Annotated in this window: 16 protein-coding genes and 1 pseudogene; 8 read left to right on the top strand and 9 right to left on the bottom strand. The window is 73.7% G+C overall.

Going from position 1 to position 24,534, the window contains the following annotated elements:
• Positions 1–4: 4 nt before the first annotated feature.
• Both AB0903_RS13230 and AB0903_RS13225 read left to right on the top strand, forming a co-directional pair.
• Positions 5–520 carry an isoprenylcysteine carboxylmethyltransferase family protein gene (locus AB0903_RS13230; RefSeq protein WP_366702086.1) on the top strand — a complete coding sequence of 172 codons (516 nt, stop codon included), beginning with the start codon at positions 5–7 and terminating at the stop codon, positions 518–520.
• A 75-nt stretch (positions 521–595) separates the two neighbouring features.
• Entirely contained in the window at positions 596–1,627 is a 1,032-nt protein-coding gene (locus AB0903_RS13225; RefSeq protein ID WP_366702084.1) for an NAD(P)/FAD-dependent oxidoreductase, read from the top strand.
• 374 nt (positions 1,628–2,001) lie between these two features.
• On the opposite strand, the gene AB0903_RS13220 is transcribed toward AB0903_RS13225, so the two are convergent.
• The gene (locus AB0903_RS13220) at positions 2,002–2,712 is read right to left on the bottom strand and encodes a hypothetical protein (protein ID WP_366702082.1); all 711 of its coding nucleotides are present in this window, start codon (positions 2,710–2,712) and stop codon (positions 2,002–2,004) included.
• Between the two features lie 180 nt (positions 2,713–2,892).
• On the opposite strand from AB0903_RS13220, the gene AB0903_RS13215 reads away from it, so the two are divergent.
• Positions 2,893–3,945: an alcohol dehydrogenase catalytic domain-containing protein gene (locus AB0903_RS13215; protein ID WP_366702080.1), complete on the top strand. Its 1,053-nt coding sequence runs from the start codon at positions 2,893–2,895 to the stop codon at positions 3,943–3,945.
• Between the two features lie 151 nt (positions 3,946–4,096).
• Here the strand turns inward: AB0903_RS13215 and AB0903_RS13210 are convergent, their stop codons facing one another.
• Both AB0903_RS13210 and AB0903_RS13205 read right to left on the bottom strand, forming a co-directional pair.
• On the bottom strand, positions 4,097–5,509 hold the full coding sequence (locus AB0903_RS13210) for a DEAD/DEAH box helicase (protein ID WP_366702078.1): 1,413 nt from the start codon (positions 5,507–5,509) through the stop codon (positions 4,097–4,099).
• A 202-nt stretch (positions 5,510–5,711) separates the two neighbouring features.
• Complete coding sequence (locus AB0903_RS13205; RefSeq protein ID WP_366702227.1) at positions 5,712–6,017, bottom strand: WYL domain-containing protein; 306 nt, start codon at positions 6,015–6,017, stop codon at positions 5,712–5,714.
• Between AB0903_RS13205 and AB0903_RS13200 the strand changes: the two are divergent.
• Positions 5,952–6,303, top strand: a pseudogene (locus tag AB0903_RS13200) (hypothetical protein); the annotation flags it as partial. The gene AB0903_RS13205 and the pseudogene AB0903_RS13200 overlap by 66 nt on opposite strands.
• Before the next feature lie 160 nt (positions 6,304–6,463).
• A complete protein-coding gene (locus AB0903_RS13195) occupies positions 6,464–6,793 on the top strand; it encodes an STAS domain-containing protein (RefSeq protein ID WP_366702076.1) in 330 nt (109 codons plus the stop codon).
• Positions 6,794–7,109: 316 nt separating this feature from the next.
• Here the strand turns inward: AB0903_RS13195 and AB0903_RS13190 are convergent, their stop codons facing one another.
• On the bottom strand, positions 7,110–7,772 hold the full coding sequence (locus AB0903_RS13190; protein ID WP_366702074.1) for a TetR/AcrR family transcriptional regulator: 663 nt from the start codon (positions 7,770–7,772) through the stop codon (positions 7,110–7,112).
• Between the two features lie 50 nt (positions 7,773–7,822).
• On the opposite strand from AB0903_RS13190, the gene AB0903_RS13185 reads away from it, so the two are divergent.
• The 3 genes from AB0903_RS13185 to AB0903_RS13175 all read left to right on the top strand — a co-directional run bounded on the left by AB0903_RS13185 (position 7,823) and on the right by AB0903_RS13175 (position 11,785).
• On the top strand, positions 7,823–8,359 hold the full coding sequence (locus AB0903_RS13185; protein WP_366702072.1) for a GNAT family protein: 537 nt from the start codon (positions 7,823–7,825) through the stop codon (positions 8,357–8,359).
• 355 nt (positions 8,360–8,714) lie between these two features.
• Positions 8,715–10,451, top strand: coding sequence for an SPFH domain-containing protein (locus tag AB0903_RS13180; protein ID WP_366702070.1), 1,737 nt, complete (start codon positions 8,715–8,717; stop codon positions 10,449–10,451).
• Positions 10,448–11,785, top strand: coding sequence for an SPFH domain-containing protein (locus tag AB0903_RS13175; RefSeq protein WP_366702068.1), 1,338 nt, complete (start codon positions 10,448–10,450; stop codon positions 11,783–11,785). The genes AB0903_RS13180 and AB0903_RS13175 overlap by 4 nt, the downstream gene beginning before the upstream one ends.
• Positions 11,786–11,882: 97 nt before the next feature.
• Here AB0903_RS13175 and AB0903_RS13170 read toward each other — a convergent pair whose 3' ends face one another.
• The 5 genes from AB0903_RS13170 to AB0903_RS13150 are packed head-to-tail and all read right to left on the bottom strand — an operon-like array spanning position 11,883 to position 24,417.
• Positions 11,883–13,622 carry a hypothetical protein gene (locus tag AB0903_RS13170; protein WP_366702066.1) on the bottom strand — a complete coding sequence of 580 codons (1,740 nt, stop codon included), beginning with the start codon at positions 13,620–13,622 and terminating at the stop codon, positions 11,883–11,885.
• Complete coding sequence (locus tag AB0903_RS13165) at positions 13,619–17,272, bottom strand: DUF5682 family protein (protein ID WP_366702064.1); 3,654 nt, start codon at positions 17,270–17,272, stop codon at positions 13,619–13,621. Before AB0903_RS13165 ends, AB0903_RS13170 begins: the two co-directional genes overlap by 4 nt.
• A gap of 4 nt (positions 17,273–17,276) precedes the next feature.
• Complete coding sequence (locus AB0903_RS13160) at positions 17,277–18,458, bottom strand: AAA family ATPase (protein WP_366702062.1); 1,182 nt, start codon at positions 18,456–18,458, stop codon at positions 17,277–17,279.
• Between the two features lie 35 nt (positions 18,459–18,493).
• Positions 18,494–23,566, bottom strand: coding sequence for a hypothetical protein (locus AB0903_RS13155; protein ID WP_366702060.1), 5,073 nt, complete (start codon positions 23,564–23,566; stop codon positions 18,494–18,496).
• Positions 23,563–24,417, bottom strand: a complete 855-nt coding sequence (locus AB0903_RS13150; protein WP_366702058.1) for a DUF4132 domain-containing protein — start codon at positions 24,415–24,417, stop codon at positions 23,563–23,565. The genes AB0903_RS13155 and AB0903_RS13150 overlap by 4 nt, the downstream gene beginning before the upstream one ends.
• Between the last annotated feature and the right edge of the window lie 117 nt (positions 24,418–24,534).

Below are 24,534 nucleotides of genomic sequence, written 5' to 3'. Positions count from 1 at the left end.
CCACATGCCCTGGTACACGCTTCTCGTCCTCGCCGTCGCCGCAGAACGCGTCGGTGAACTCGTCGTCGCCCGGCGCAACGCCGCCTGGACACTCGCCCGCTCCGGCGTGGAGCACGGTCGCGGTCACTACCCGGCGATGGTCGTCCTCCACACCGGCCTGCTGGCCTGCTGTCTGCTCGAGCCCGTGCTCGCCCACCGGCCGTTCCTTCCCGCGCTGGGATGGCCCATGCTGGCGCTGGTCCTCCTCGCCCAGGCACTGCGCTGGTGGTGCATCACGACCCTCGGGCGGTACTGGAACACCCGCGTCATCGTCGTTCCCGGCACCCGGCTGATCGACGCCGGTCCCTACCGGTTCGTGCGGCACCCCAATTACGTCGCCGTCGTCGTGGAGATCGCCGCACTGCCCCTGGTGCACTCGGCGTGGCTGACCGCGGCGCTGTTCACGGCGGCCAACGCGGTGCTGCTGACCGTTCGTATCCGCTGCGAGAACGCGGCGCTCACCCTCGCGGCACCCGCGTGAGCGCGGAGAACGCGGCGCTCACCCTGGTGGCACCCGCGTGAGCGCCGACAACGCCCCCACCCGGGCGGTGCCGGCGTGAGCGGCCGTCACGACCTGGTCATCGTCGGAGGCGGTCCCGCCGGCCTTGCGACCGCCCTGCACGCGGCCCGCGCGGGTTTCGACACCGTCGTGGCCGAGCCGCGCGTCGCGCCCGTCGACAAGGCGTGCGGCGAAGGGCTGATGCCGGGCGCCGTGCGGATCCTCGCCGCGCTCGGGGTCGACGTCCCCGGCCGGCCGATCAAGGGCATCCGCTACGTCCAGGGGCCCCGGCGGGCCCAGGCGCACTTCCGGCACGGCCCCGGCCTCGGAGTGCGCCGCACCAGCCTGCACGGGGCCCTGCACCGGGCTGTCCGCGAGGCCGGCGTCCCCGTGGTGCGGCTGCGGGTCGGGGAAGTGCGGCAGGACGCCACCGGCGTGCTCGTTCCCGGTACGGGGCTGCGCGCCCGGTGGCTGGTCGCCGCGGACGGCCTGCACTCGCCGCTGCGCCGCTCCCTCGGCCTGGGCGTCCCGTCCCGAGGGGCGCCCAGGTACGGGCTGCGCCGCCATTACGCCGTGCCCCCGTGGTCGTCCTGCGTGGAGGTGCACTGGGGCCCGTACGGCGAGGCGTACGTGACCCCCCTCGGCCCGGAACTCGTCGGCATCGCCCTGCTGACCTCACGACGTGTCCCCTTCGCAACCCAACTCGCCGGCTTCCCCGAGCTTTCGGCCCGCCTGCCGCCCGACGCAGCCGTCACCACGGTGCGAGGCGCGGGCCCCTTGCGCCAGAAGGCGAGCACCCGGCTCCACGGCCGGGTGCTCCTCGTAGGAGACGCCGCCGGGTACATCGACGCCCTGACCGGAGAGGGGCTCTCCCTGGCCCTCACGGGCGCCGAAGCCCTGGTCGGCAACCTGCGCCGCGGCACGCCGGACCGCTACGAGACCGACTGGAACCGGGTGACCCGCCGTCACCGCCTGCTGACGGCCTTCCTGTTGCGTGCTCGGCAGCAACCGGCCCTCGCACCGCTCATCGTGCCCGCGGCCGAACGACTGCCACGCGTCTTCACCGCGGCGGTGAACGCGCTGGCCTGAGCCGCTTGGACCGACGTGTTTCGCCGCCACGCCGCGGACTTCCCGTGGCCGGCCGGCCACGCTCGCCCGACCTTCAGCGCGCCCCGACCACCGGCAGGCGGACCCGGAACCGACGGGTGCCGGGCGCAACGCCCGGGATCCACCGCCGCTGCCACGTCCGAAGTGGTGCGCCGGCTCGGTGAAGCGGCCCCTCACGGACGGACATCCCGCGTGTTCGCTCTCCCCACGACGCGGTGCCGCAGCCCCGGCCCCGGCCCGCGCAGGCGAGCGAGCGGGCCCCGGGTGCACCGGGGTGTTCAGTCTGAGACGGCGAGCCGGTCGGAAAGCGGTCACGCGGGCGTGCGGGTTGCGGGCTCACGCGGGCGCGAGGGCCGTCAGCGGGCTGCGGCCGGCCGGCCGGTCCGGTCCTTCACGTTCCGTTCGTGCAGCAGTCGTGCGGTCTGCTCGGACACCGGTGCCGCCAGCAGCGCGCTGACCAGATCGACCAGCCTGCTGGTGAACAACCGGTCGTCCCCGCGAGGGCGGGCAGCGGCACGCGCCGCGAGTTCGGCGTGGCAGAAGCGCATGGCGGTGACGCGGGTGTGAAGCACCGCTGTCGCATCGGGAGTCAGCAGAGGCTCCAGCAGGCGTCGCCACGCGAGGAGGGTGGGCCCTTCCGCCAGGACGAGCTCGACCCGCGGCTCGGGCCGGTTGAGCAGTTCGGCCGTGATCTGGAGGAACTCGCGGCCGCCGTCGGGATCGGCGAGTTTCGCGGCGGCCGGCAGCACCAGTGCGGTGGCGAGCGAGCGCAGATCGGCCGTCCCGCTGTCCTCGTACTGCTGCAGCAGGACTTCCCGGCGGGCGTCCACCGCCGGCAGGTGCTTGTCGAGCACCGCCCGCAGCAGACCCGTCCGGTCGCCGAAGTGGTACTGCAAGGCCGTCGCGTTGCGCTGCTCTGCGGCTCTGTTGATCTCGCTGAGGGACACACCGACGACACCCTTCGCGGCGAACAACTGCTCGGCGGCCCGGACGAGTTTGCCGCGGGTGTCACGAAGCTCCCGGCTCCGGGACGGTGCGGCCTTGGCGCGCGTTTCCTGGGGTGTCACGGGCGGTGGTTCCCCTCATGCCCAAATGATACGGTCGCATTAAAAATCGATCCTAGCGTCTGAGGCGCGAGGAGGGCGGTCAATGCCCTGGACGTCGACACCGGTCCCGGCGTTCTGTACCTCGCCCCTCCGGCGTCCTCGTGCTGCACCGGCGCCGCCCGCGCCCGGACGGAGGAAACCATGAAGGCCCTCAGCTATCACGGCCGCCACGACATCCGCTACGGAGAGGTTCCCGACCCGGCCGTCACCAGCCCCACCGACGTGGTCGTGCAGGTCACCACGGCCGGCATCTGCGGCAGCGACCTGCACATCTACGACGGTCACGGCTTCAGCCCGGAGACCGGATACACCCCGGGACACGAGTGCGTCGGCGTGGTCGCCGAAACCGGCAGCCAGGTCACCCGCTTCAAACCCGGCGACCGGGTCCTGGTTCCCGCCTCCGCCGGCTGCACCCGGTGCGGCACGTGCGCCGCCGGCTTCACCGCCAGGTGCGAGCACGCCGAGTCCCTGATGGACCTGTGCTACGGAGTGAGCCCGCAACTCCAGGGCAGCCAGGCCGAGTCCGTGACCGTGCCCCATGCCGACGTCAACCTGGTGCATGTGCCGGAGGGCATCTCCGACGAAGCCGCCACTGTCCTGACGGACAACGCCCCAACGGCCTGGTACGGCTGCCGCCGCGCCCGTATCCAGCCCGGCGAAACGGTGCTGGTCATCGGTCTCGGCCCGGTCGGCCTCATGGCCGCGCAGTCCGCCTTCGCCATGGGCGCTGCCCGGGTGCTGGGCGTGGACCCGATCGCGGACCGCCGCGCCTTCGCCGCCACCCTGGGTGTCGAGCCGGTGGAGGGCGAGGACGCGCCGACCGCCGTACGGGACATGACCGCGGGACGCGGGCCGGACGCCGTGGTGGAGGCCGTCGGTTCTGACGACACCATCGAGCTGGCCCTCGGAACCGTCCGGCAGGCCGGCCGGGTCAGCGTCGTCGGGGTCAGCCAGAACACGGCATTCCCCTTCAACATGGGAATGGCCCAGATCAAGGAGCTGGAGTTCGCGATCGGGCTGTGCTCGGTCCACTACGAGCTGCCTGCCCTGATCGCACTCACCCAGGCCGGACGGCTCACACCGGAGGCCGTGGTCTCCCACCGCCTCGGCCTCTCCGAGGGCCCTGCGGCGTACGAGCTGTACAACAGCCGTGCCGACGGTGTCCTGAAGGTCCTTCTGGACCCTGCCCGTTGACCCTGCCCTTTGACGTGGCCGGCCCGTTGACCCTGCCCTTTGACGTGGCCGGGCCGTCGACTCCGCCCGTAGCCCCAGCGTGATGCCGCAGCAATCGCGAGGTGTCACACAGAGCCTGCGCGGCCCACCGGGCATGGTAGCCGGCGGCTGCTCAGCGGCCTCTGCGGACCCGGGCGGCCTTACGGGCCTCCGCGACCTTGCGGGCTTCGGCGCTCTTGCGTGATTCCTTCGGGGCGCGGCCCGGCCGGGTGCCCAGGCCGCGGAAGGGTGCGTTGCCGCCGGCGTCCTTGGCCACCACGGGCGGACGCTTCGCTCCGGTGATGCCGGTCAGTTTCTCCTCGCCGGAGCGCACCTGGGTGACCGCCGGCCGGACACCGGCATCGGACATCATCCGGTTCACGTCACGCCGCTGGCCGGGGGTGACGAGGGTGACCACGCGGCCCGACTCACCCGCACGTGCCGTGCGGCCGCCCCGATGAAGATAGTCCTTGGGGTCGGCGGGCGCGTCGACGTTGACGACGAGGTCCAGGCCGTCGACGTGGATACCGCGCGCTGCGACGTTGGTGGCCACCAGCACGGTGATGTCACCGCTCTTGAACTGTGCGAGCGTGTGCGTGCGCTGTGGCTGCGACTTCCCGCTGTGCAGCGCCGCGGCCCGGATTCCGCAGCCGCGCAGATGGCGGGTGAACTGATCGACGCCGTGCCTGGTGTCAAGGAACATCAGCACCCGCCCGTCCCTGGCCGCGATCTCCGTGGCCGTCGCGTACTTGTCCGCGGGGTGGACGTGCAGCACATGGTGCTCCATCGCGGTGACCGCGCCCGCCGCCCGGTCGACGGTGGCGAGCACGGGGTCGTGGAGGTGGTGGCGGACCAGTTCGTCGACGTTGCGGTCGAGCGTGGCCGAGAACAGCATTCGCTGTCCCTCGGCGGGCACGTGCTCCAACAGCTCCGACACCTGCGGCAGGAACCCCATGTCACACATCTGGTCCGCCTCGTCCAGCACCGTGATCCGCACCTGGTCGAGGTGGCAGTCCCGGCGTGCCACGAGGTCGGCGAGCCGACCCGGTGTGGCGATGACGACATCGGCGCCGGCCCGCAGCTCGGTCACCTGGCGCCCGATCGACAGCCCGCCGACAGCCGTCACCAGCCGCAGCTTCAGCGCCAGGGCATACGGTTCCAGGGCGTCGCCGACCTGCTGCGCGAGTTCCCGGGTGGGTACCAGCACCAGCCCCCTCGGCCGCTTCGGCTCGGCGCGCCTGCCTGCCGTACGGACGAGCAGCGCCAGCCCGAAGGCGAGGGTCTTGCCCGAGCCGGTCCGCGCACGGCCGAGGACGTCCCGGCCGCGCAGCGCGTCCGGCAGGGTGGCCGCCTGGATCGGGAACGGCTCCGTCACCGCGAGGCCGGTCATCACCCGCACCACTTCCGCCGGGAGGCCCAGCTCGGCGAAGGACGTGGCGGGCGGGGAGCCAGGGGTCAGTGTCTTCGCCGAGAGCTCACCTCGCGGTGCCACGGCCCGTGGCGTGCCGGCACCCGCGTGCCCCGGGGCTGACGGCTTGGTGTTCATGGGGACCCTTCCCTGGTCTGGCGCCCGGAACGAGGCGGGGCCCGCACGCTCTGGTGCGGGCCCCGGCAACGTCGAAGCGTCCTCCCAGGCTACCAGCGCACCGAACTCGGCCATCCGCACCGGCGGCCTCGCCGAAGCGCCCGTCGGGGGAGGCCGGACGCCATCAGGTCCGGGCCGTGGAGATCAGGCGGCGCGGTCCGCGTCAGGCCGATGCGTGCCGGGCGGCCAGGACACGCGACGTGGCCGCGAGGCGGGACCGCAGTTCCGCCGGTTCGAGCACCTCGACGTCGGCGCCGAGAGCGAGGAATCCGTTGTGGGCGTGATCGAGCGACTCGATGGGCAGCACCGCCCTGATCCAGCCGTCCGGTTCCGCGGTACCGGTCTCGGCCAGGGCCCGGGCCGCCGCCCCGGTGAGCCGGGCGGCGGCTCGCGGCGCGAGGGCGCGATCCTTCCCGAGCTGTTGCCCGAGCCGGGCGGCACGCCGCCCACGGCCTTCGTCGTCCGCCACAGGGGAGGGGACGACGGGACGTAGCTCAACGTGTACAGCTGGGTGTGGGGCGAACGTCCTGCACTTCGGCGGGGCGGCGGGCCAGCCGGTGCTGGGCTGCCCCGACCGCGACCCGACGCACTTCGTCCGACTGGACCGGTCGCTGATCGGCTGCGTCCGGGAACTGCCGCCGATCCTCCACGAACGCGACGCACGGGTACGGCACCTGCTCGCTCCCGACTGCCCCGACCTTGCCGCGTACCTCGCCGACTCGCTTCCCGGCGGAACCACAGGAGACCGCCCGTGAACGACTGACCGTGAAGTCCTCGGGGGCCGCGACGGAGCGGCCGGTGACCGGACTCGTGACCCACGAGCAGCCGGATGTTCACTTGAAGGGTGTATCCCGGACATAGGGCGCAGCCCTCCGTGAGGGTGCGTCGGCGTCGCCCGTGCATCGGAGGAGAACCATGATCGCCTCGACCCCGCGTGGACAGCAGCACCCTGTGACCGTCACCTCCCACGGTGAACGCGTCGACGTGATCTTCCGTGGCGCTCTGTACTCCTCGATGGCGCGCGCCCTGGAAGAGCAGTTGCAGGACCCGCGCCTGCGTGGCGCCCGGCTGTGGGTGTTCGACATGCGTGCTCTGGAGCGGATCGACCTGGTGTGCGCCTATGCCCTGCTCCGCGCCGCCAGTGGCGTGAACGCCCCGAGCGTCGTCGTCTCCCACCCGAACCGTCGCGTACAGCGCACACTCCACCACGCGGGGCTGCACGCCGTCGCCACGTTCGACGTCTGACGCCGCGCGATGCGTGTACGGGCGTGGCGCCGCCGCGCAGGTGGCACCGGCGCCCGGACACGCACCGCCTCCGAGCGGGCACCCGATGTTCACTTCGGGCACCCGCGTTCGTAGTGCCGTCTGGGACCCGGTCCGGGCCAGTGCGTAGCCGCCGCAGGGCAGCAAGAGGACCGGCACCGCGAAATTCGACCCGGTGCGTGCACGGACGACGCTGCGGGCCGTGTTCACTTCCCCCGGGTGCCGCCACGCGGTGCTCTGCCGTGAACCGGTCACTGGACGACCCGGCCCGCGTCCCTCACCCGGCAGCCCGCGCCGGTCACGAGCCTGAACTCGCCGGTGGGCCCGTGGCGGGCGAGCCGGTCGCAGTGGCCGTCGGCGCCGTGGCCGCCGGGGGCCGGGAGGCCAGCGCGGACAGGTAGTCGTCGAGCAACTGCGTCTGGCGGTCGGGCGTGAACGCGACCGGGTCGAACAGCGCCTGGACGACCAGACCGAGTACGAAGGACTGGGCGCCGGCCGCGATGCGCCCCGGATCTCCGGCGGGCAGTTCACCCGACTGCTGGGCGTCTGCGACCAAGTCGCGCAGCTTCTCGCGGCTCCGGGCGTACTTGCGGCCGTAGTCGTCGCTCAGCGCGGCGTCGGCGAGCGCGGTGTCCCACGAGGACACCCGGATCCGGTTGCCGGCGGTGTCCTCGGCGGTCAGCGGCAGAATGTCGAGCAGGGCGGCCCTGACCGCCGGCAGACCCCGCCGGGCGGCACGCCGGGGACGAGCGGCACTGCGGTGTTCGAGCAGGTCGAGGGCGTGTGCGACGAGGTCGTTCTTGGTGGGGAAGTAGTGGGTGAGCAGACCGGTGGTCGCGCCGAGTTCGCGGGCGACGGCCCGCAGGGTCAGCCCGCTGAAGCCGTGCGTGGCAAGCACGCGCCAGACCGCCTCCGACACGTCGCGTCGCCGGGCTTCGTGATCCCCCTTGGTGCGTGGCATGCTGCAACGGTACATAACCATAACGCTTGTTGTGTCAATGCGAGGTTCCCATGTTCTCCCTCCCGTTGCGGGACACCGCGCACCTCTGCCCGCTGGAGGTCTGGCACGCAGAGGAGTTCGCCGCCCACATGGACCGGGCCCGCGAGCACATCCGGCCGTGGGTGGGGCCGGACTTCGTCACCGACGGCATCGAAGGAGCCCGCGCCACACTGCGCCGGTACGCCGAACGCCAGGCCGCGGACGGGGCCCGTCTCTACGGCATCCGGCTCGACGGCACCCTGGCCGGCGGCGTGATGTTCACGGACTTCAGCACCGCCTCGGGCTCGTGCGAGGTCGGCTGCTGGCTCGAGCCGTCCGCTGAGGGCCACGGGCTGGTCACCGCGGCGTGCCGCGCCCTCCTGGACTGGGCGTTCCTCACCCGTGGGATCCACCGCGCCGAGTGGCACTGCCGCGCCGACAACGACCGGAGTTCCGCGGTGGCAAGGAGGCTCGGCATGACACTCGAGGGCGTGCGGCGCGCATCCTGGCCCTTCGACGGCGTCCGCCATGACAGTCAGCTCTGGGCTGTCCTGGCCCGCGAATGGTGAGCAGTTGAGGAAGGTGGTCTGCCGTCCGGCTGCACTGCCTGTGTGACACTCCGACTCGACCGACCCGCGCGCTGTCGCCGGACCGGTCCCTGACCGGGCGCGGACCCGCAGGAGGATGGCCGCGGGGGTGTGAGTGCGGCCTGCCAGGCGATGGTGAGCGTGTCCGTTCGCATGGCCAAACGCCCTATCGGTGGCGCCGGTTGACGCATCGTTCGCTGCGTCCCGCTGCCTGTACGCGTCGGCGTCCCGTGCCTGCCCCGGGCCGGGAACGCGCGGCAAACGACTACCCTGCCCTGTACCCGGCCGGGGGCCATGGTGTGGGATGGCCGTAGATAGCAAGAGCGAAGGGGGAAACGTGGCACGGACCCAGAACCTGCGGGAAGCCGCACGGGCGTACGCGGGAGGCGCGAGCCCGCAAGAGATCGCCGAGCAGACGCTGCGCCGCCGCGCCGGCGGTGCGAGCGGTGGCAGCGGTGACGACGGAGGCCGGCGGCAGTCCGGTGCGGCCGGTGCCCAGACCGGTCAGGGGACGCAGGACGAGGGCATGGACCCCGGTGACTTCCCCGCCGCCCGGGAACAGGGCGGCAGTATCGCCACCGTCATGGCGCAGAAGACCGTCCCGCTGGACGAGGCGGGCGAGGCCCTCAACCGCAGCGAACAGCGAAAGGAGGACGGCGAGCAGGTGCACGCCATCTGCCCGATGGTGATGCCGCGCGGCCGCTCCTTCCTGAGCATGCTGCCGGTCGTGTCGCTGCTCGTGCTCGGCGCCGTCGCCTCGGCCGTCGTCGCGGCGGCCGGAGACGGCCTGCTCACCCACCCCCTCTTCGGTATCCACTACTGGGTGATCTCCGTGCTGGCCGTCGCCTTCGTCTGGGCGCGCCAGGGCATGGTGATGGTCCCGGACGGCTGCCAGGCGCTGATCACCCGCTTCGGCAAGCTGGAAAAGGTGGTGGGCCCCGGCCGGGTGATCCTGCTGAGCCCGTGGAAGCGCGTCTCGTACATCGTCAACACCACCCGCGAGTACCCGTTCAACGCACCGGTTCGCGAGGCGCCGACCAAGGGCGGGGTGAAGGCGTCGATCGACCTGTTCATCCAGTTCCGGATCAGCGACCCCACCGAGTTCGTCTACACGCTGGGCGCAGTGCGGGGCTTCGAGGAGAAGCTGAGCAACGCGGTGAGCGAGACCATCCGCAGCCTCATCTACGAGCAGGAGGCCGCCGCCATCTACGACATGGTCGGCGAGGACACCGGGCGCCTGATCGAGCAACTGAACCAGCAGTTCCGGCCGGCCGTGGAGCTGACGAACGCCAACATCACACACGCCGAGCCGTCCGACCGCGCCTACCGCATGGACCTGGCATCACCCGAGATGGTGCGTGTGGCGAAAGAGGCGTACACCCACGAGTACGCCCTCCAGCTCCGCAAGGAGCAGGACGAGGGCGACCTGACCAAGGAGCTGGCGACCCGCCAGGAGACGCTCTCGGCGATCCAGGCGGACATCGCGCAGTACCAGGCGCAGATGGACACCGCGGTGGAGCGGGAGACCAACCGGGCCGAGGCGCTGGCCCGCCAGCGGTACGTGCAGGCCGAGTCGGAGGCGAAGGCCAACGCGGCGCTCCTGGAGGCGCAGGCCCTCGACATCCGCGCGGTGACGGCCGCCGAGGCACCGGAGATCCTGGAGTACCGCTACCAGCAGCAGGTGCTGGACACCCTGGAGCAGGTCGCGGACCACCTTCCGCGGCTGGTGCGGATCGGTGGCCCAGGGGAGCACGGGGAGTCCGCGGGAGTCGACTTCCTGCAACTCGCCAAGGAGCTGATCGGCGAGCACGGGACGGAGCTGTTCACGGACGCGGACATGGCCACCATGCGAGCCCGGCTGACCGAGGTCGCCGCTCGCATCGCGGAGCGCGAGACGGAGATCAGCGCTCTGCTGGAGGCCGACCGGCCGGTGGTATCGCCCGTCCGGGGCGACGAACCCGGAACGCCGGAGCCTTCCGGCCCCGGCGCCGAGCACGAGTCCGGCTCCGAGTCCCCGGCCGGGTCCCCTGCCGAGTCCCCGACCCCGTCCGAGCCTGAGGAGGGCGCCCTGTGAGCACCGCACGTATGAACCGCAGGTCGGTCATCTCCGAAGCGGTCGCCCCCTGGAGCGAGATCGCGCAACTGCTGCGCGGCGGCGAGGCCGGCACCTTGATCCCGGTCATCATTCCCCGTCACCGCCGCCGGCTCTGGTGGATGCTCCCGCTCTGGCTCGGCGCCTTCGCCGTTCTGTCCGGCGTGATGCTCACCCTGCGGGAGGCGGAGGCGGAATCGGAGGGCAGCGACGTCGCCGACCTCGCCTACGGTGCCCTCGCCACCCTCGGTTACGCCGGCGGCTGCGTGCTTCTGCTCGCGGGCGCCCTGTGGTGGTGGCGCTCCTCGATCGTGGAGATCGAGCAGGGCACGAATGGTGTGCTGACCCGCTACGGCGCGGTCACCAACACCCTGCAGGCCGGCCGCCACTACCTGTGGCACCCGTGGTCACGGGTCGACTTCGTGGTGGACACCGCCACCGAGATCCCGTACTCCGCCCCCGTCATGGCCTGCCCGACCCGGGAGAACGTGCCGCTGCGGTCGATCGAGTTCTTCCTGAAGTTCCGTATCACCGACGCGGTGCTGTTCGTGAGGACCATCGGCGCGGGCAACTTCGACCTCGTGCTCTCCAGCGCAGTCCAGGACGCGATCCGGCAGCGGGCGCGCCAGATGCGTACGGAGAGGGCCTACGACCTGCGCGGTTCGGACGTCGCCGACATGCAGGAGCTGCTCAACCGCCAGCTGTCCCGCTACGGGGTCCGCATCACCGGCTGCAACATCCCGGACGTGCAGCTGCCGACCCAGTACCAGCAGCATCTCGCCACACGGGAGCGCGTCGCGAAGGAACGCCACGCGTACGAGCAGGAGTGGGGTCTGACCCGCAAGCGCCGTATCGACAGTCTCGGCATGGACATCGAGCGGGCCAAGAAGGTCCGCGACGCCCGCATCGTCGAGGTGAAGGCCGCGCTGAACCGGGCGCGCGAGGCGGTGGCGCAGCTGCTGGAGGAGCAGGAGACCAACGCGCAGCGCGTGCGTTTCGAGATCGAGACGCGCGGACGCAGCGGACTCATCTCCGCCGAGAACGAGGCCCGCGCGCAGCGCGCCCTCGCCCAGGCGTACCGGGACAACGCCGCGGTGCTCCAGTACGAACTGGCGCGTCGCCGGCTGGAGGTCGGCGCGGAGCTGGCCACCCACGCCCCGCAGCCGGTGGTGATCCGTACGGACGGCCCGGGCAGCGGTGACACCTCCGCCCTGTCGACCCTGCTCACGGCGCAGCTGCTGCCGCGGCTGTCACAGGCACTGCCGACCGGGGACGGCGTTCCCGCCGTGCGATACGCGCCGGACGACGAAGGATAGAGCGGCGGACGACGAAGGACAGAGCGGCGCCGAGCCGTTCAGCGCCCCTGCCGGTCGACGGGCCGTCCGATCGCCGGCAGGGGGCGGCACGTCACCGCTACGCGCTCCACGCGGCTGCGCACAACGACCGCTCCACCTCGTCGGTGTAGACGGCGGCGGCCAGCCACGCGCGTGCGAAGCGGCCCGGGTCCGTCGGGAGCAGCCGACCGAAGACGTCGCGGGAGCGGTCCGCGGCGGCGGCGTGGAGGTCGTCGAGCAGGTCGCCCGCCGTGGTGAGGCCGACCCGGCGGAGGCGGGCACTGTCACCGGAACCATTCCGGGGCAGGGCCAGGACGCGGCGGCCTCCGGAGACCGCCTGGTGCACGCGGCGCCGCAGCAGGTGCAGCGGGGCTTCGTCCACGGCGGGCACGGCGGCAGTGACGGGTGGCATCCTCCGCGCGGGCAGGTCCGCGTGCTGGAGGCGGTCCAGACCGAGGTCCACCCGGGCGGTGGGGTCGCTGGGATGCTCGGCGGCGAGCAGCAGGGCGCGCGGGAGCGGTCCCGGCGTCAGACGGGCGATGATCCGCAGCCGGCTGCCCGGGGCCGCGGCCAGGAGGCGGAGGTTGTCGCGATAGGGGAGGGCGGGGCTGTCGTGCGCCGTGACGAGCCGGAGGGTCAGGCCGTCGCTGTCGGCCAGAAGGCAGTCGCCCGTCGTCTCCCGGGCCGTGCCAGAGAGTGTCACATCGAGGAACAGCAGGTCGTGGCCGCCGTCGAGGGCCCGGGCGACCTGCTGGGCGACAGGAACCGCCCACAGCCGGTCCAGCGGGTCCGCGTGCCACGCGACGCCGGAGGCGCGCACCGCCCGTACCCCGGCCCCCGCGCCGAGTCGGCCGGTGGGCGAGACGGTGGCGCCGGAGACGGCGAGGCCCGCACGGGACAGTTCACGATGCGTCAGGGCGGTGTCGCCGATCCGTACGGCCCGGTCGGCGGCCCCGGACGCCCGTCCGGGGCCGCCCGGTGCCACGTCGGCGACCGTGTGGAGGCGGCCCTCGGAGTCGGCGGTCCAGGTCACCGCACCCGCGTATCCGGTCGCTGTGAGCACCGGTTCGGAGAAGAGCCCGTACAGGCGCAGTGAGCCGTCCGGGCGGTACGGCTGCCGCGCCGTGCCGCGCAGTCGGGTCAGGTCCCCTCCCGTGGTCTGCGGCAGCCGGTGGGTGACGGTGAGGACGTCCCGGTGGGCGCCGGCCAGGTCGGTGAGGCGGTGGGCGGGGTCGGCGGAGCGGGCCGCGCGCACCGCGGTGACCACGGAGACCGCCGCGGCAAAGGCCCGGGGGAGGCCCGCGAGCCGCGCGGAGTGCGCGGCCCGCAGCAGCTCCGCCTGGAGCACGGCGCCGGCTCCGTCCGTACCCGCCTCGAGCACGGTGGCCGCGGCGTCGTACAGCACCCGTGCGGCGGTGCGCTGTTCGGCGGTGGCGGTTTCCGGCGTCGCTCCCTCAGGGGCGTCCCCGTCGGGCGAGGCGGTTTCCTCCACGGCGTCCGGGGCCGGGGCCCCGTCCGCGGTGGGAGTCCCGTCCGCGACCGGTGCCGCCGAGGCCGCGGCGGCGCGGTGCAGGCAGTCGGGGGCCAGCAGGCATCCGCAGCGGATCGCGTCCGTGCCGGTCACCACCCCGCCGGGGGCGTGGATTTCGAGGTCGGTGCCGTCGTCGACGGCGATGCGTACGGTGTCGCCGTCCCGGACGGCCGGGCGCGCCGCGAGTTTGGCGACGCCCGCGTCGAGCCGCTTGCGCAGCCGGGGTGACAGGGCCCCGACGAGTTCGGCGGTGACGGACGGGGCGACCGGAGGCAGTTCCGGGCTCATGCGGTCTTCTCCCCTACCCAGCGGGCGAGTTCGAGCGGACTGAGGGCGGCGACGGGCATACCGGCGGCCACGAGCTGTCCCGCGACTCCCGTGGAGTACCGGGGCCGGCCGGTGTCGTCGAGGCTTGCGCAGCCCAGGACATGGCACCCCGCCCCGACCAGCGCGCGCACCTCGGCGAGGAGCCCGCCCAGCGGGTAGCCCTCCTCGAAGTCGCTGACGACCACGACCAAGGTGCGCGACGGCACGGTGACCAGTTCGCGTGCGTGCCGCAGTCCGGCCGCGATGTGGGTGCCGCCGCCGACACTGACCTCCAGGAGCAGGGACAGCGGGTCGTCGATGTGCCCCGTCAGGTCGAGGACCTCGGTGGAGAAGGCGAGGAAGTGCGTGGACAGCGTCGGTACCCCGGCAAGCACCGAGGCGGTCAGCGCGGCCCAGACGGTGGACGCCTCCATGGACCCCGACACGTCGGTGACCAGGACCAGCCGCCAGTCGGCGGCCCGCCTGGCACGCGTACGGAAGACGGGCCGCTCGGGGACGACCCGGACCGTGCCGTCGGGGCCGCGCTGTGCGGTCGCCAGGTTGGCGCGCAGGGTGCGGGGCAGGTCCAGGCCGCCACCGGGCCGGCGGCCGGGCCGCGGCAGGGCGGTGCCGTGCAGGGCGGGGCGCAGCCGCGTGGCGAGTTGGCGGGTCAGCGCGTCGACCAGTCGCCGCACGAGCGGGCGCAGTGCGGCGAGCCGGGCCTCGGGAAGTCCGCCCGCGTGCCGCAGTACGGTACGCAGCAGGTCGACCGAGGGCCGCACGCCGTCCGCGTCCAACTCGCCGAGGACGTCCTGCCGTCCCGACGCTGCGGCGGCCGCCAGAACTTCTTCGCGGATGCCCGGTCCGAACAGCGCCGCCAGTTCCTGCGACCACTCCCGTACCCCGGGATAGGGCACCTCCCGGCCGCCGCCCGCCCCGCCGAGGTCTCCTCTGCTGCCTTCCCCGCGCCCGGTGCCGTACAACTCGTCGAGAGCGGTCGCCAAGGGGGCGGCGGACGGGGGAAGCCGGTCCGTGCGACGGCCGAGGACCAGCCGCCAGCGGTCGGCCGGGCCCAGGAAGCGCTCCTGGCCCTCGGGGGAGGCCGAGGAAGCCGGTGCGGTGTCGGAGGCCGCGGGGGCACGGGCGGCCGGTGCGGTGTCTGCGGACGCGGAAGCCGGTGCGGTGTCGGAGGCCGTGGCGGCATGCAGGGCCGGTGCACCGGCTGCGGTGCCACCCGGCGGGGGCAGCAGACCCAGTGACCGCAGGCTGTCCCGGGCCGTCAGGTCCGCCCGGGTCCAGACGGCGAGGGCGGCCGGGTCGACACCGTTGGTGTCGGCGAGGCCCGGGGCGTCGAGGCGCTCCTCGACGACCGCCAGGAGGCGGTCGCGGGCGGCTGGGCTCAGTGTGTCGAACCCGCCGCGCAGCGCGGGAAGCCGCTCGAGGAACTCCCGGTCGGACAGCTCGCAGACGCGGTCGAGCAGGGGCTCCAGGGCGGGTGCCGCAGCCTCCAGCAGGGGGCCGGCGGCGGCCAGCAGCCCGCTGAGCCGGGCGGTGAGCGCGGAGCGCGCGTCGGGGTCGGTGGCCCCGTCGACCCAGGATGCCACCCGGTCGCCGAAGCCGCGCGGGTCCTCTTGTCCGAGCAGCACGCGTACCGCTCCGGCGGCGCCACGCATCAGCGGAGAGCCGTCGGCGGCCAGGCGGGCCAGGGCGTCGGTGAGCCGGATACCGCCCAGCAGGTCCGCACGGTGGGCGAGTTCGAGCAGGGCGCCGGCGTCCGTGGGGTCCTCCGACCCCGTGAGGCCGTCGACCTGCCGCACTGCGGCCGTCGTGAGCTGTTCGGCCACGGCGGCGGCCCGGGCACTACGGGCGGCGTCGGCGTCGAGCCCCGGAACGTGACCGGCCCGTAGCCGGTCCAGAAGCGCCAGTCCGGCGAGCAGCTCGGACAGGGCGGCGGACAGCGGAAGCACTTCGGCGATGTCCTCGATGCGCTCGTCCGCGAGAGCGGGCAGGCCGCACGCCGCCGCCTTCGCGAGGCCGTCCAGGGTCTGCGCCGACGTCGTCCCGCCCGCGTCCAGCTCGGCGCGCCGCCGCTCGCGCAGCACCCCCTCGGCCGCCTGGGCGGGCGTGACACCGCGCACGCCGGCTGCCGTCAGCATGGCCGCCGTCGCGGGCGTCCAGCGCACCTCCCAGCGCGAGGTGAGAGCCTCGGCGCCGCCCGCGGCGAGGACCTCCTTGGCCTCGCCGTAGGGTACTGCGCACACCGTCAGCCGCTGCAGCAGCAGTTGCCGGCGCCGGTCGAGGTCGGACCGGAGCGGGTCCAGACGCAGGTCCCGGGCCGCACCGGGACCCGCCGCCTCGGGGCCGGGCAGGCCCAGGGCTGCCACCTCGGCCTCGACCGCGGGGGCGAGACCGCTGCGCGGCGCACCCGGGGCGGGGCGGCCGGTGCGAGTGCCGACGAGGACCCGTTCCATGGCCTGGGCCACGGCCCGCCCCCGCCCGTACGGTTCGCCCTGCGCGAGGACCGTCTGCACGGCTTCGACCAGCTCACCGCGGCCCGCGGCGGGCAGTCGGCGCAGGCGGGCGAGGTCGGAGGCGAGCCGGATGATCTCGCGTGCGTCGGCAGGCCCCGACGGATGACCGAGGTCACGCAGTTGCGCGCACACCCGCACGGCTGCCCGCGTCAACGCCTCCTCCAGCGCGGCCGGATCACCCGCCGCCCGCAGCACCATGTCCTGCCACTCGGGATCCCGGATGCCCGCCGGGTAGCCGGACCGCTCGTCCAGGAGGGCGTAGGTGTAAGGAATGAGGGAGGTCGTCCAGGCCGGGCGGGCTGCGCCGGACTCGGCAGGCGCGGTCTGTGGTGCGGTCTCGTCGACCGCCGCCGGGTGCTCGGCCGCTTCCGACGCGTCCCCGGACCCAGGGTGGAGCAGTGCCGGAGCGTGGAAGGCGCCGACCACCGCGGCGGCCCGCTGCCCCCTTGCCGTGGCCAGGGCCAGGTGGGACCGCATCCACTGCTCGCGCCGCAGATCCAGCTCCGGCACCCCGTCCGAGGAGGCCGCTTCCTCGCGCAGGGCCCAGCCGGTGAGCAGGGCCGCCCGGCGCAGGGCCTCGGGTGGCGAGCCCGGGGCGGTCGCTTCGACGAGCCGATCCCAGAGGTCGTCGCCGACGCGGCCGGAGAGCCTGGCGCGCAGGGCCGTGGTGAGTCCATGACCGCCCGAGCCCGGCGCCGTGCCACGCCGTCCCTCGTCCCACGCCCGGTCGGCGAGCGGCAGATCGCAGGCGATCACGGGGACGTCACGCCGGGCGGCCCAGCGTACGGCGGCCAGCTCGGGCGAGAAATCGGCGAACGGATAGAAGGCGGGGCTCTGCCCGCCGCCGTGACCGGGAGCGGCGGCCAGGGCGACCGGGGCACGCGTCTCCTCGTGCCCGAGCCACGGCAGCCACTGCTGCATCTCGGCCGGAAGCTCGACCAGCAGCACATCCGGTTTCGCCTCGTCCAGCAGCACGGGCACGGCGGCGGCCAGCGAGGGCGCGTGATGCCGTACACCGATGAGGTAGGGCGCCGCCGGATCGGTGAGCGCCGCGAGCGCCTCGTCCGGAGCGCCGGTCCGGGCGGCGGGAGAGAAGGACACGGTGTCAGCCCTCCAGGACCGTACGCAGGTCCCACAGGGTGCGCCAGGTGGCAGAGCCCTGCTCGGCGCGGCGCCGGACGGGGCCGTCCCAGTACCCGCGCAGCCGGGCAGCGTCGGCGGGGTCGTCCTTGCGAACGACACCCAGCAGATGCCCCGGCAGGAGGCCCAGGACGTCACGGTCCCCGGGGAAGTACGCCGCCGCGAGAGCCAGCGCGCCCGCGACGGACACGGCCTCCGCGGTGCTCATCACCGTCGACGGCCGCTCCACCTCCCAGCCCTCCGCAGACCGGCCCTCACGCAGGTCCCGGAAGGCGGTGACAAGGGCCTCGAGCACGGCGTCGTCGACCTGGAAGGGCGCCCCGGTCCGTTCGACGGACGCCCGGGCCTGACTGCGCACCAGAGCGGTCTCGGCGTCCAGGTCCGCGATGGGGCCGACGGTCTCGAAGTTGAAGCGGCGCTTGAGGGCCGCGGACATCTCGGAGACGCCCTTGTCCCGCAGGTTGGCGGTGGCGATGAGGCTGAAGCCCGGCGCCGCGTGCGCCAGGGCGTCCTCGGTTCCTGCCAGCTCGGGCACGGCGATGCGCCGCTCTGAGAGCAACGACACCAGCGAGTCCTGAACTTCGGGCAGACAGCGGGTGACCTCCTCGACCCGGGCGACGGCGCCCCGGCGCATCGCGGTCAGCACCGGCGAGGGCACCAGCGCCTGCCGACTGGGCCCCTGGGCCAGCAGCAGGGCGTAGTTCCAGCCGTACTTCAGCTGGTCCTCCGTCGTGCCCGCCGTGCCCTGCACGACCAGGCCGCTGGTGCCGCACACCGCGGCCGACAGCAGCTCCGACAGCATGGACTTGGCGGTGCCGGGCTCGCCGACGAGGAGTAGACCGCGTTCGCCGGCGAGAGTCACCACACACCGCTCGACCAGGGCCCGGTCGCCGACGAACTTGCCTTCGACCGCAAGGCGGCGCGGCACCCCGTCGGGCACGGCGGCACCGTCGGGCAGCTTCAGGGCCCGGCCGTCGCTGCCCATGACGAACGTGACGACCGCGCGAGGAGTGAGCCGCCACGCGGGCGGACGCGGCCCGTCGTCGTAGGCGGCGAGGAAGGCCAGTTCGACGGCGTGCCGGTCCTCGGGCGGAACGATCTGGCGGGTGAAATCGGCGGGAGGAGCGGTGGACAGGGTGGCGGTCATCGTCGCGTGTTCTTCCGGTCGAAGTGGGGCGGTGGTCATCGGCGGCGGCCCCCCCGCGTCGCGCGGGTGGTGAGCTCCTCGTAGGCCGGGGGGTCACCGGCACGGACGCGGGCCGCCGCACGGTGGAACAGCTCCGGCACCGGCACCAGCGGCACCGCGCGGGAACGGGGCGTCACGGGGTAGAGGCCCTCCTTCCAGATCTCCACCGGCAGTGCGGGGGCCTTGAGGTCGAGCCAGCCGCCGCGCAGGAAGAGGGTGCGCCCGGCACGCGGCCGCCTGGCCTCGACGACCAGATCGGTGGCCGCGAGCTCGGCACGGGCCTTCTTCATCCGTGCGGGCCTCCACCCGGTCCAGCGGGCGCAGTTGCGGTCCGTGGGGTCGGGCAGGGCCAGCAACTGGAGGTAGAGGGCCGCCGCGTCCTCGCTCAGGCCGTGGGCTCCGGCGACCTCGCCGACCAGCTCGGGCACGCCGGCCATGGGGTCCTGCGCGTAACCGACGGACGGCTCTTCGGGATCGGTTCCGGCCGTGACCGCGCGGACAAGGTCCTCTCCGAGGATTGTCCGCAGGACCCGCAGCCCCGCCCCGCGCCCGGCCCCCACGAGCCCTTCCACCAGACCGAACACTGCGTCATCAGGACCGTCGAGCCCGGCCGGGCGCACCAGAACGGCTTCCTGGTCGCCGTACCGGGGGCGCAGGACCAGCGCCTCGCCCAGCCGGGTCAGGCCGTCCGCGTCGGCGCCCCCGGTGGCGGGCAAGCCGTACGCCTTGCGGAGTGGGGGTGCGGCCTGTCCCTTCTCCGCCCAGCTGATGCCGAGATCGAGCAGCAGGCCGGGGTCGGCGATGCGGCGGCGCAGCGCGGCGAGACCCTCGGGGAGGACGGCGCGCAGCGGGTGGCCGTAGGGCAGGCCGTAGGCCAGTGCGGCCAGTGTGTTCACGGCACGCGTCAGGCCGTAGTGCCCCGGCAGTGCCGCCGGGTCCGCCGGGACGAGTTCGCCGTCCTGGTCGGGGCGTTGGACCGTGGTGCGGCTGAGCCAGGGTGTACGCCGCGGGTTGAGCACCGCCTCGGCAGAGCCGGCGGGCACGCCCGCGACGTCGAGGTCGGCCGCGATGTCCTCGGGCAGCCGGACGAACCCGCCGAGCCGCTCGGCCCACACGCGGCCTGCCGCAGCCGTGTCCGGGCCGGACGTCCACAGATCGCCGGGCGTCTCGGGCAGCAGGGCGCCGATCAGTGCCGTACGGTCCCCGGAGCGCAGGGAGGCCAGCAGGCCGTTGCCCAGATCCCTCTGACGCGGTTTCAGGCCGATCGTCGCGAGCGTCTCGGTGGAGATCTCCGCAGGGACGCCGGCGAGCAGCAGGGCAGCCTGAAGGGGGCCCAGCCCGCCGTCGGTCGCCTGGGCGAGGGTGTCGGACGCCTCGGGCTGCCAGGGCGCGGCGCCCTTGTCGCGGATCAGCCGCGTCACGGCGGTGAGCGCGTCGGCGGGGAACACCGGGGGGTGCGCGGTCTCCTGCTCCAGCGTGAAGTGGGCGACCGCGCCGAACCGTCCGGCCGGATCGTGGTCCAGCGCCAGCCAGTGCACGCGTCCGCTCTGCCGGTCGACGTTCCGGCTGTCGAGGACGACGACGGTACGGCCGCTGTTCCGCAGCACCTGACCGACGCGCTCCTGCTTGTCGTGGGGCTCGCTCAGGACGATCTCGCGCAGCGCGCCGCCCGGCGCGGCCAGCGGCCCGTCCGCGATCGCCTCGAGCAGTAGGAGCAGCGCCTCCCGGTGCGCCTCTGACACGAGGGGGGAGGCCGCGCGGTAGGCGAGCGGGCGCAGCACGTCCAGCAGGGACGGCCACACCATGCCGATGCCCGGGATCGTGCGGTCGTCGCTCTGCCATCCGCCCGCGGTGAGGCGACAGCGCTCGGGCAGCGCTCTGCCGTCGGCGGGCCTGCCCGACAGCACGTGGTTCACGGAGCGGATCTGTCGCAGCGTTCTCCAGTGCTGCCCGCTCCACCAGCCGTGTTGGTTGGTGAGGCCGGCGACGGCCTCCTGCAGCGTTCGGTCGTCGCCGTGTTCGGGGCTGAGGTCCGCGTACATGCCCTCGAGGTGCCGCCGGTTTGCGTGAGGCCGCTCCACCGGAGGTGCGACGAAGACGGCGGCCGACTCGGTGAGCCGCAGTGCCGCACGCACCAGAGCGGCCACACCGGTGAGCAGATGCGGCTCGGTCAGGTCAGGCAGGCAGCGGGACACGGCCTCGCGGAGGCACGCGTCGGCGGTCGGCACAACGGGCTTGCCGGAGTCGGCGGTCGCGGTGGCTCCGCTCCCGGCGGCCGACGGGCCGCCGGCAGCAGCCACCATCGCCGCGCGCTCCGCCAGCGCCTCGGCCCCCGCACGCAGCAACTCGCCCGCCCGCTCGTCGCTCAACGTGCGCAGGAGCGCCGACGCCGCCTCGTCCCGCGGCCGCAGCGCATGCCAGAAGGCGACCGGCGGGACCAGCCGCGTACCGGCCGCGAACTCGCCGCCCCGCTCGAGCGGCGTCACCCGGCCCAGCTCCACCGCCGCGCCCCGGGCGGCCCCGGCGGCGGCTCCGGGGGACGCCCCCGCGGTGCCCGGGTTCTCGCTCCCCGCGTACAGGGCGACCTGCCGGTACAGGGAGACGACGACGGGCTCGGCGCCACCGGGCAGCCGCAGCGCGCCGAGTGGAACACCCGGCACCCGGTCCCGGTCGGCCCGCAGGCAGACGGTCCGCCCGTCCGGTGTGCCGGCAGTCGTCCGGGCCTCCGCACCGACGCCCTCCGTGCGCACCCAGTGGCCCAGAACCACACCGTCCGTGCCGAGGGGGCTGTCCTCGAGACCGGGCTGCAACGGCAGCACCGAGCACTGCTGCTGCAGCAGGGTCGCGCCCTCCCGGATGCCGGTCTGCAAGAACGCGGGCAGTGAAGCGCGCCCGTGCGTACCGGTGGCCGGGTCGTACTCGAGCCACACCTGGTGCCGGCCCTGCCTGCCCTCGCGCCAGTACGAGGTGCCGTCGCCGAGGACGCGGCGGCCGGGCGGCAGGACGGTGTCACCCGCGTGCAGCGCGCGGCCACCGGTGGCGCGGCCGCCACCGGGCATCGGGACGGAGGGTGTGCCGGCGTCCCGGGAGTCGTACCAACCGGGGAGTCGTTCACCGGTGAGTGGGAACACCTCGGCAGGACGGGCCGACCAGTATCCGACCTGCTTGCTGTCCTGATGCCACATCACCAGCAGCTCACCGTCCGTGTAACGGAACGACGGACGCTGCCACCGGTTCAGCTCCACGGGCAGGCGCAGCTCGTGCTCCAGCAGGATCTCCCGCGGGCCGACGACGATCGCCTTGTGCCTGCGGGAGAGGATCAGCGCGGGCCACGCCTCGTGGACGGCCAGAGTGTCGTCGCGGTCGTGCCGGGTCTCGGCGTCGAGCCGCCGCAGTGCCTCTTCCAGGGCGGGCCAGCCCAGTTCGTCCAAGAGGCCGGCGCGCAGGGTACGGCCGAGCAGCGGCGTGACGTCGTGCGCGGCGACCCGGGCGACGGCGGCCGGACCGACTTCGTCGGCGACCGTACGGAACGGCTGCATCCGCTCCAGCGCGGTGCGTGCCGCGGGCAGGCCGGCCGCGGAGACCAGTTCGGCCGCGGCGTCGTCCAGCCACTCGCGCAACACGCCGGCGAGCACGGGATGGCCGGCCAGGCTCTTCAGCAGCCCGGCGTCGGGACGATGGCCGCCGAGAGCACCGACGGCGCCGTACAGCAGGCGCCGGCAGCGCGCGTCCGCGGCGGTGGCGGTCAGATCGCGCCGGCCCGGCAGCCTTTCCCGCAGCCACTGGTCCAAGGGCAGGAAGACATCCCGGTCAGCTCCGGGCAGTGTCAGCGGCACGCCGTTCGCGACACAGAGGTCCAGCAGATCCAGATCGGCGCCGGGCTGCCAGCGACCTGTGAAGAGGTCCACCGGACGGCCCTGGGAACGCAGGCGCGGCGCCATCCGCTCGACGAGCGCGAGCGTGGCCGGCGAACGCCCGCTCACCGCGCTGCCGTGCTTGCGGTACATGGCCCAACGGCCGAGCCAGTCCGCCGCCTCGACCTCCTCCGCCGCCGCCCCGGCCTCGCCGGTCAGCAGCGATTCGGCCCCCGTCTCCGCCAGCAGCGCCAGCCAGAACTCGTCGCCTTCGGCGGAGCGGCCCAGCCCCGCCGGCATGATCTCCAGCAGCCGGACCCGCACGGCGGGCTGCTGCTCGGCCAGGACGGACAGCGTCGCCCGGTACGCGTTCCAGAACGACGCGGGGGCCCGGACCGCCGCGGGGGAGGCGAGCAGGTCGGCGACCAGAGCGCACTCCTCGGTGACCCGGTCCAGCCCTGCCGCCTTGATCAGCCCGCGGGCGTCCTGCGGCAGCGAGGCGTACGGCGGCATGCCGGCCGCGCAGCGCTCCACGGTGAGCTGCCGGAACTGGGCCCATGCCGCGGCGGGACTCAGCCGCGTCGCGAGAGCCTTCACGTACTCCTTGAGTGCCTTGACGGTCAGCGCTCCCGCAAAGGCGAACTCCAGGAACACCGCTCGCTGGCGCTCCTCGTCCACGGCCAGTCCGTGCACCCGCTCGGCCTCGCGCGCCTTGCCGAAGAAGGCGGCCGCGTAGGTGGTGTTCTCATGCTGGAGGAAGACGCGGGCGGCCTGCTCGTAGAACGTGGGCAGAAAGTGCGGCACGGCGCGGCCCAGCCGGTCGCCCAGCGCCTCGAAGCCCTCTTTTGCCGTGCCGGGGCGGGACTTGGCCTGCCGCGCGAGCCGCTCGACGTCCTTGACCAGTGCCAGCGCGTGGTGTCCGTTCGCCGGGTCGTTGACCAGCGCCCACGCGGGGAAGCCGAGCGTCTCCCGACGCACCTGCCCGGCCTCGGGCGTCTGCGGCTCCCGCACCAGTCCGAGGAAGTCCAGGGCCAGGTCCTCGGCCTCACCCAGCATGCCCGGCACCAGCCGGACGACCTTCCGCTCGTCCAGCGCGGGATGGGTGTACGTGCGCACGGTCAGGACATCGGCGTCCTCCCGGTCCGTGGTCGCCGGGGGCAGCACGGCACCCGCGTCGAGCAGCGCAGCGGAAAGGGTCTCGTCGTACGTCGTCATGCCGCCTGCTCCTCGTCCTCGATGTCGCGCCCGGCGTACAGCGCGGCCGCCATGCGCATGCCCTCCGACCAAGCCACCGGCCCGACCTGACCCGACGTCAGCACCCGGCCGGCAGGATCGGTGAACATCAGAGGACCGGTCTCCGTCGCCTCGTAACCGTCGTAGTCGCCGATCCACACCCGGGCCTCGACACCGCGGCCCTCCTCCAGCACGGAGCACACGGCGTGGCCCGCGCGCACGCGGTAACCGAGCTGGGCCGCCCGGCCGTGCAGGAACCGCAGCTCCTTGAACGCACCGCCCGCGTACTCCTCTACGGACGTGGCCTCGGCGTCGACCGCGGCGGGCCGCCGCCACACCTCACGGAACAACTGCTGAGCGCTCTGCTCCACACCGAGCTCGACGGCGAACTCCCGCAGCTCCTCCAGGTCGTCGAGGAGCACCGGGTGCGGCAGGCGCACAAGAGCGGGGGCGATGCGGACGGTGTCGCCGTCCAGGTCGACCAGACCCAGACCGCGCTCCGGGTCGGCGTCCCGAAGAAAGCCGGCCACCTCGCCGTCGGCCCCGGTGACGACAAGGTCGCGCAGCGCGGACTGCCAGGCCGGATCGGACCACACACCCGTGAGGACGGCGAACGGCACCGGCAGCGAACGAACCATCCACCGTTCCACGTCCGCCAGACACCGGCGCTCGTGCCGCTCCAGCCACTCGACGAGCTGACGCAGGCCCACAACGGCCGGATCATCGGCGATCTTGGGGGGCACGGACTTCAACCGCCGCCCCGCCGCATTGCGGCACACCATCTTGCCGTCGTCGAGAGCGACTTCGTAGCCGCCGGCCGACACCCACCCCATGTGTGCCTCCTGTACCCGCAGTGATCAACTGCTGTGGACTCTAAGGCAGGGCACTGACATTGCCGCCGGGAGCCGGCCACGGGCCATCGGCCCGGCACGCCGCACCACACCGGGTCC

Origin of the sequence: Streptomyces sp. NPDC048389, assembly GCF_040706335.1 — a bacterium.
In the GTDB taxonomy this organism is placed as follows: Bacteria; Actinomycetota; Actinomycetes; order Streptomycetales; family Streptomycetaceae; genus Streptomyces.
This window is presented reverse-complemented; position numbering and strand designations above follow the sequence as displayed.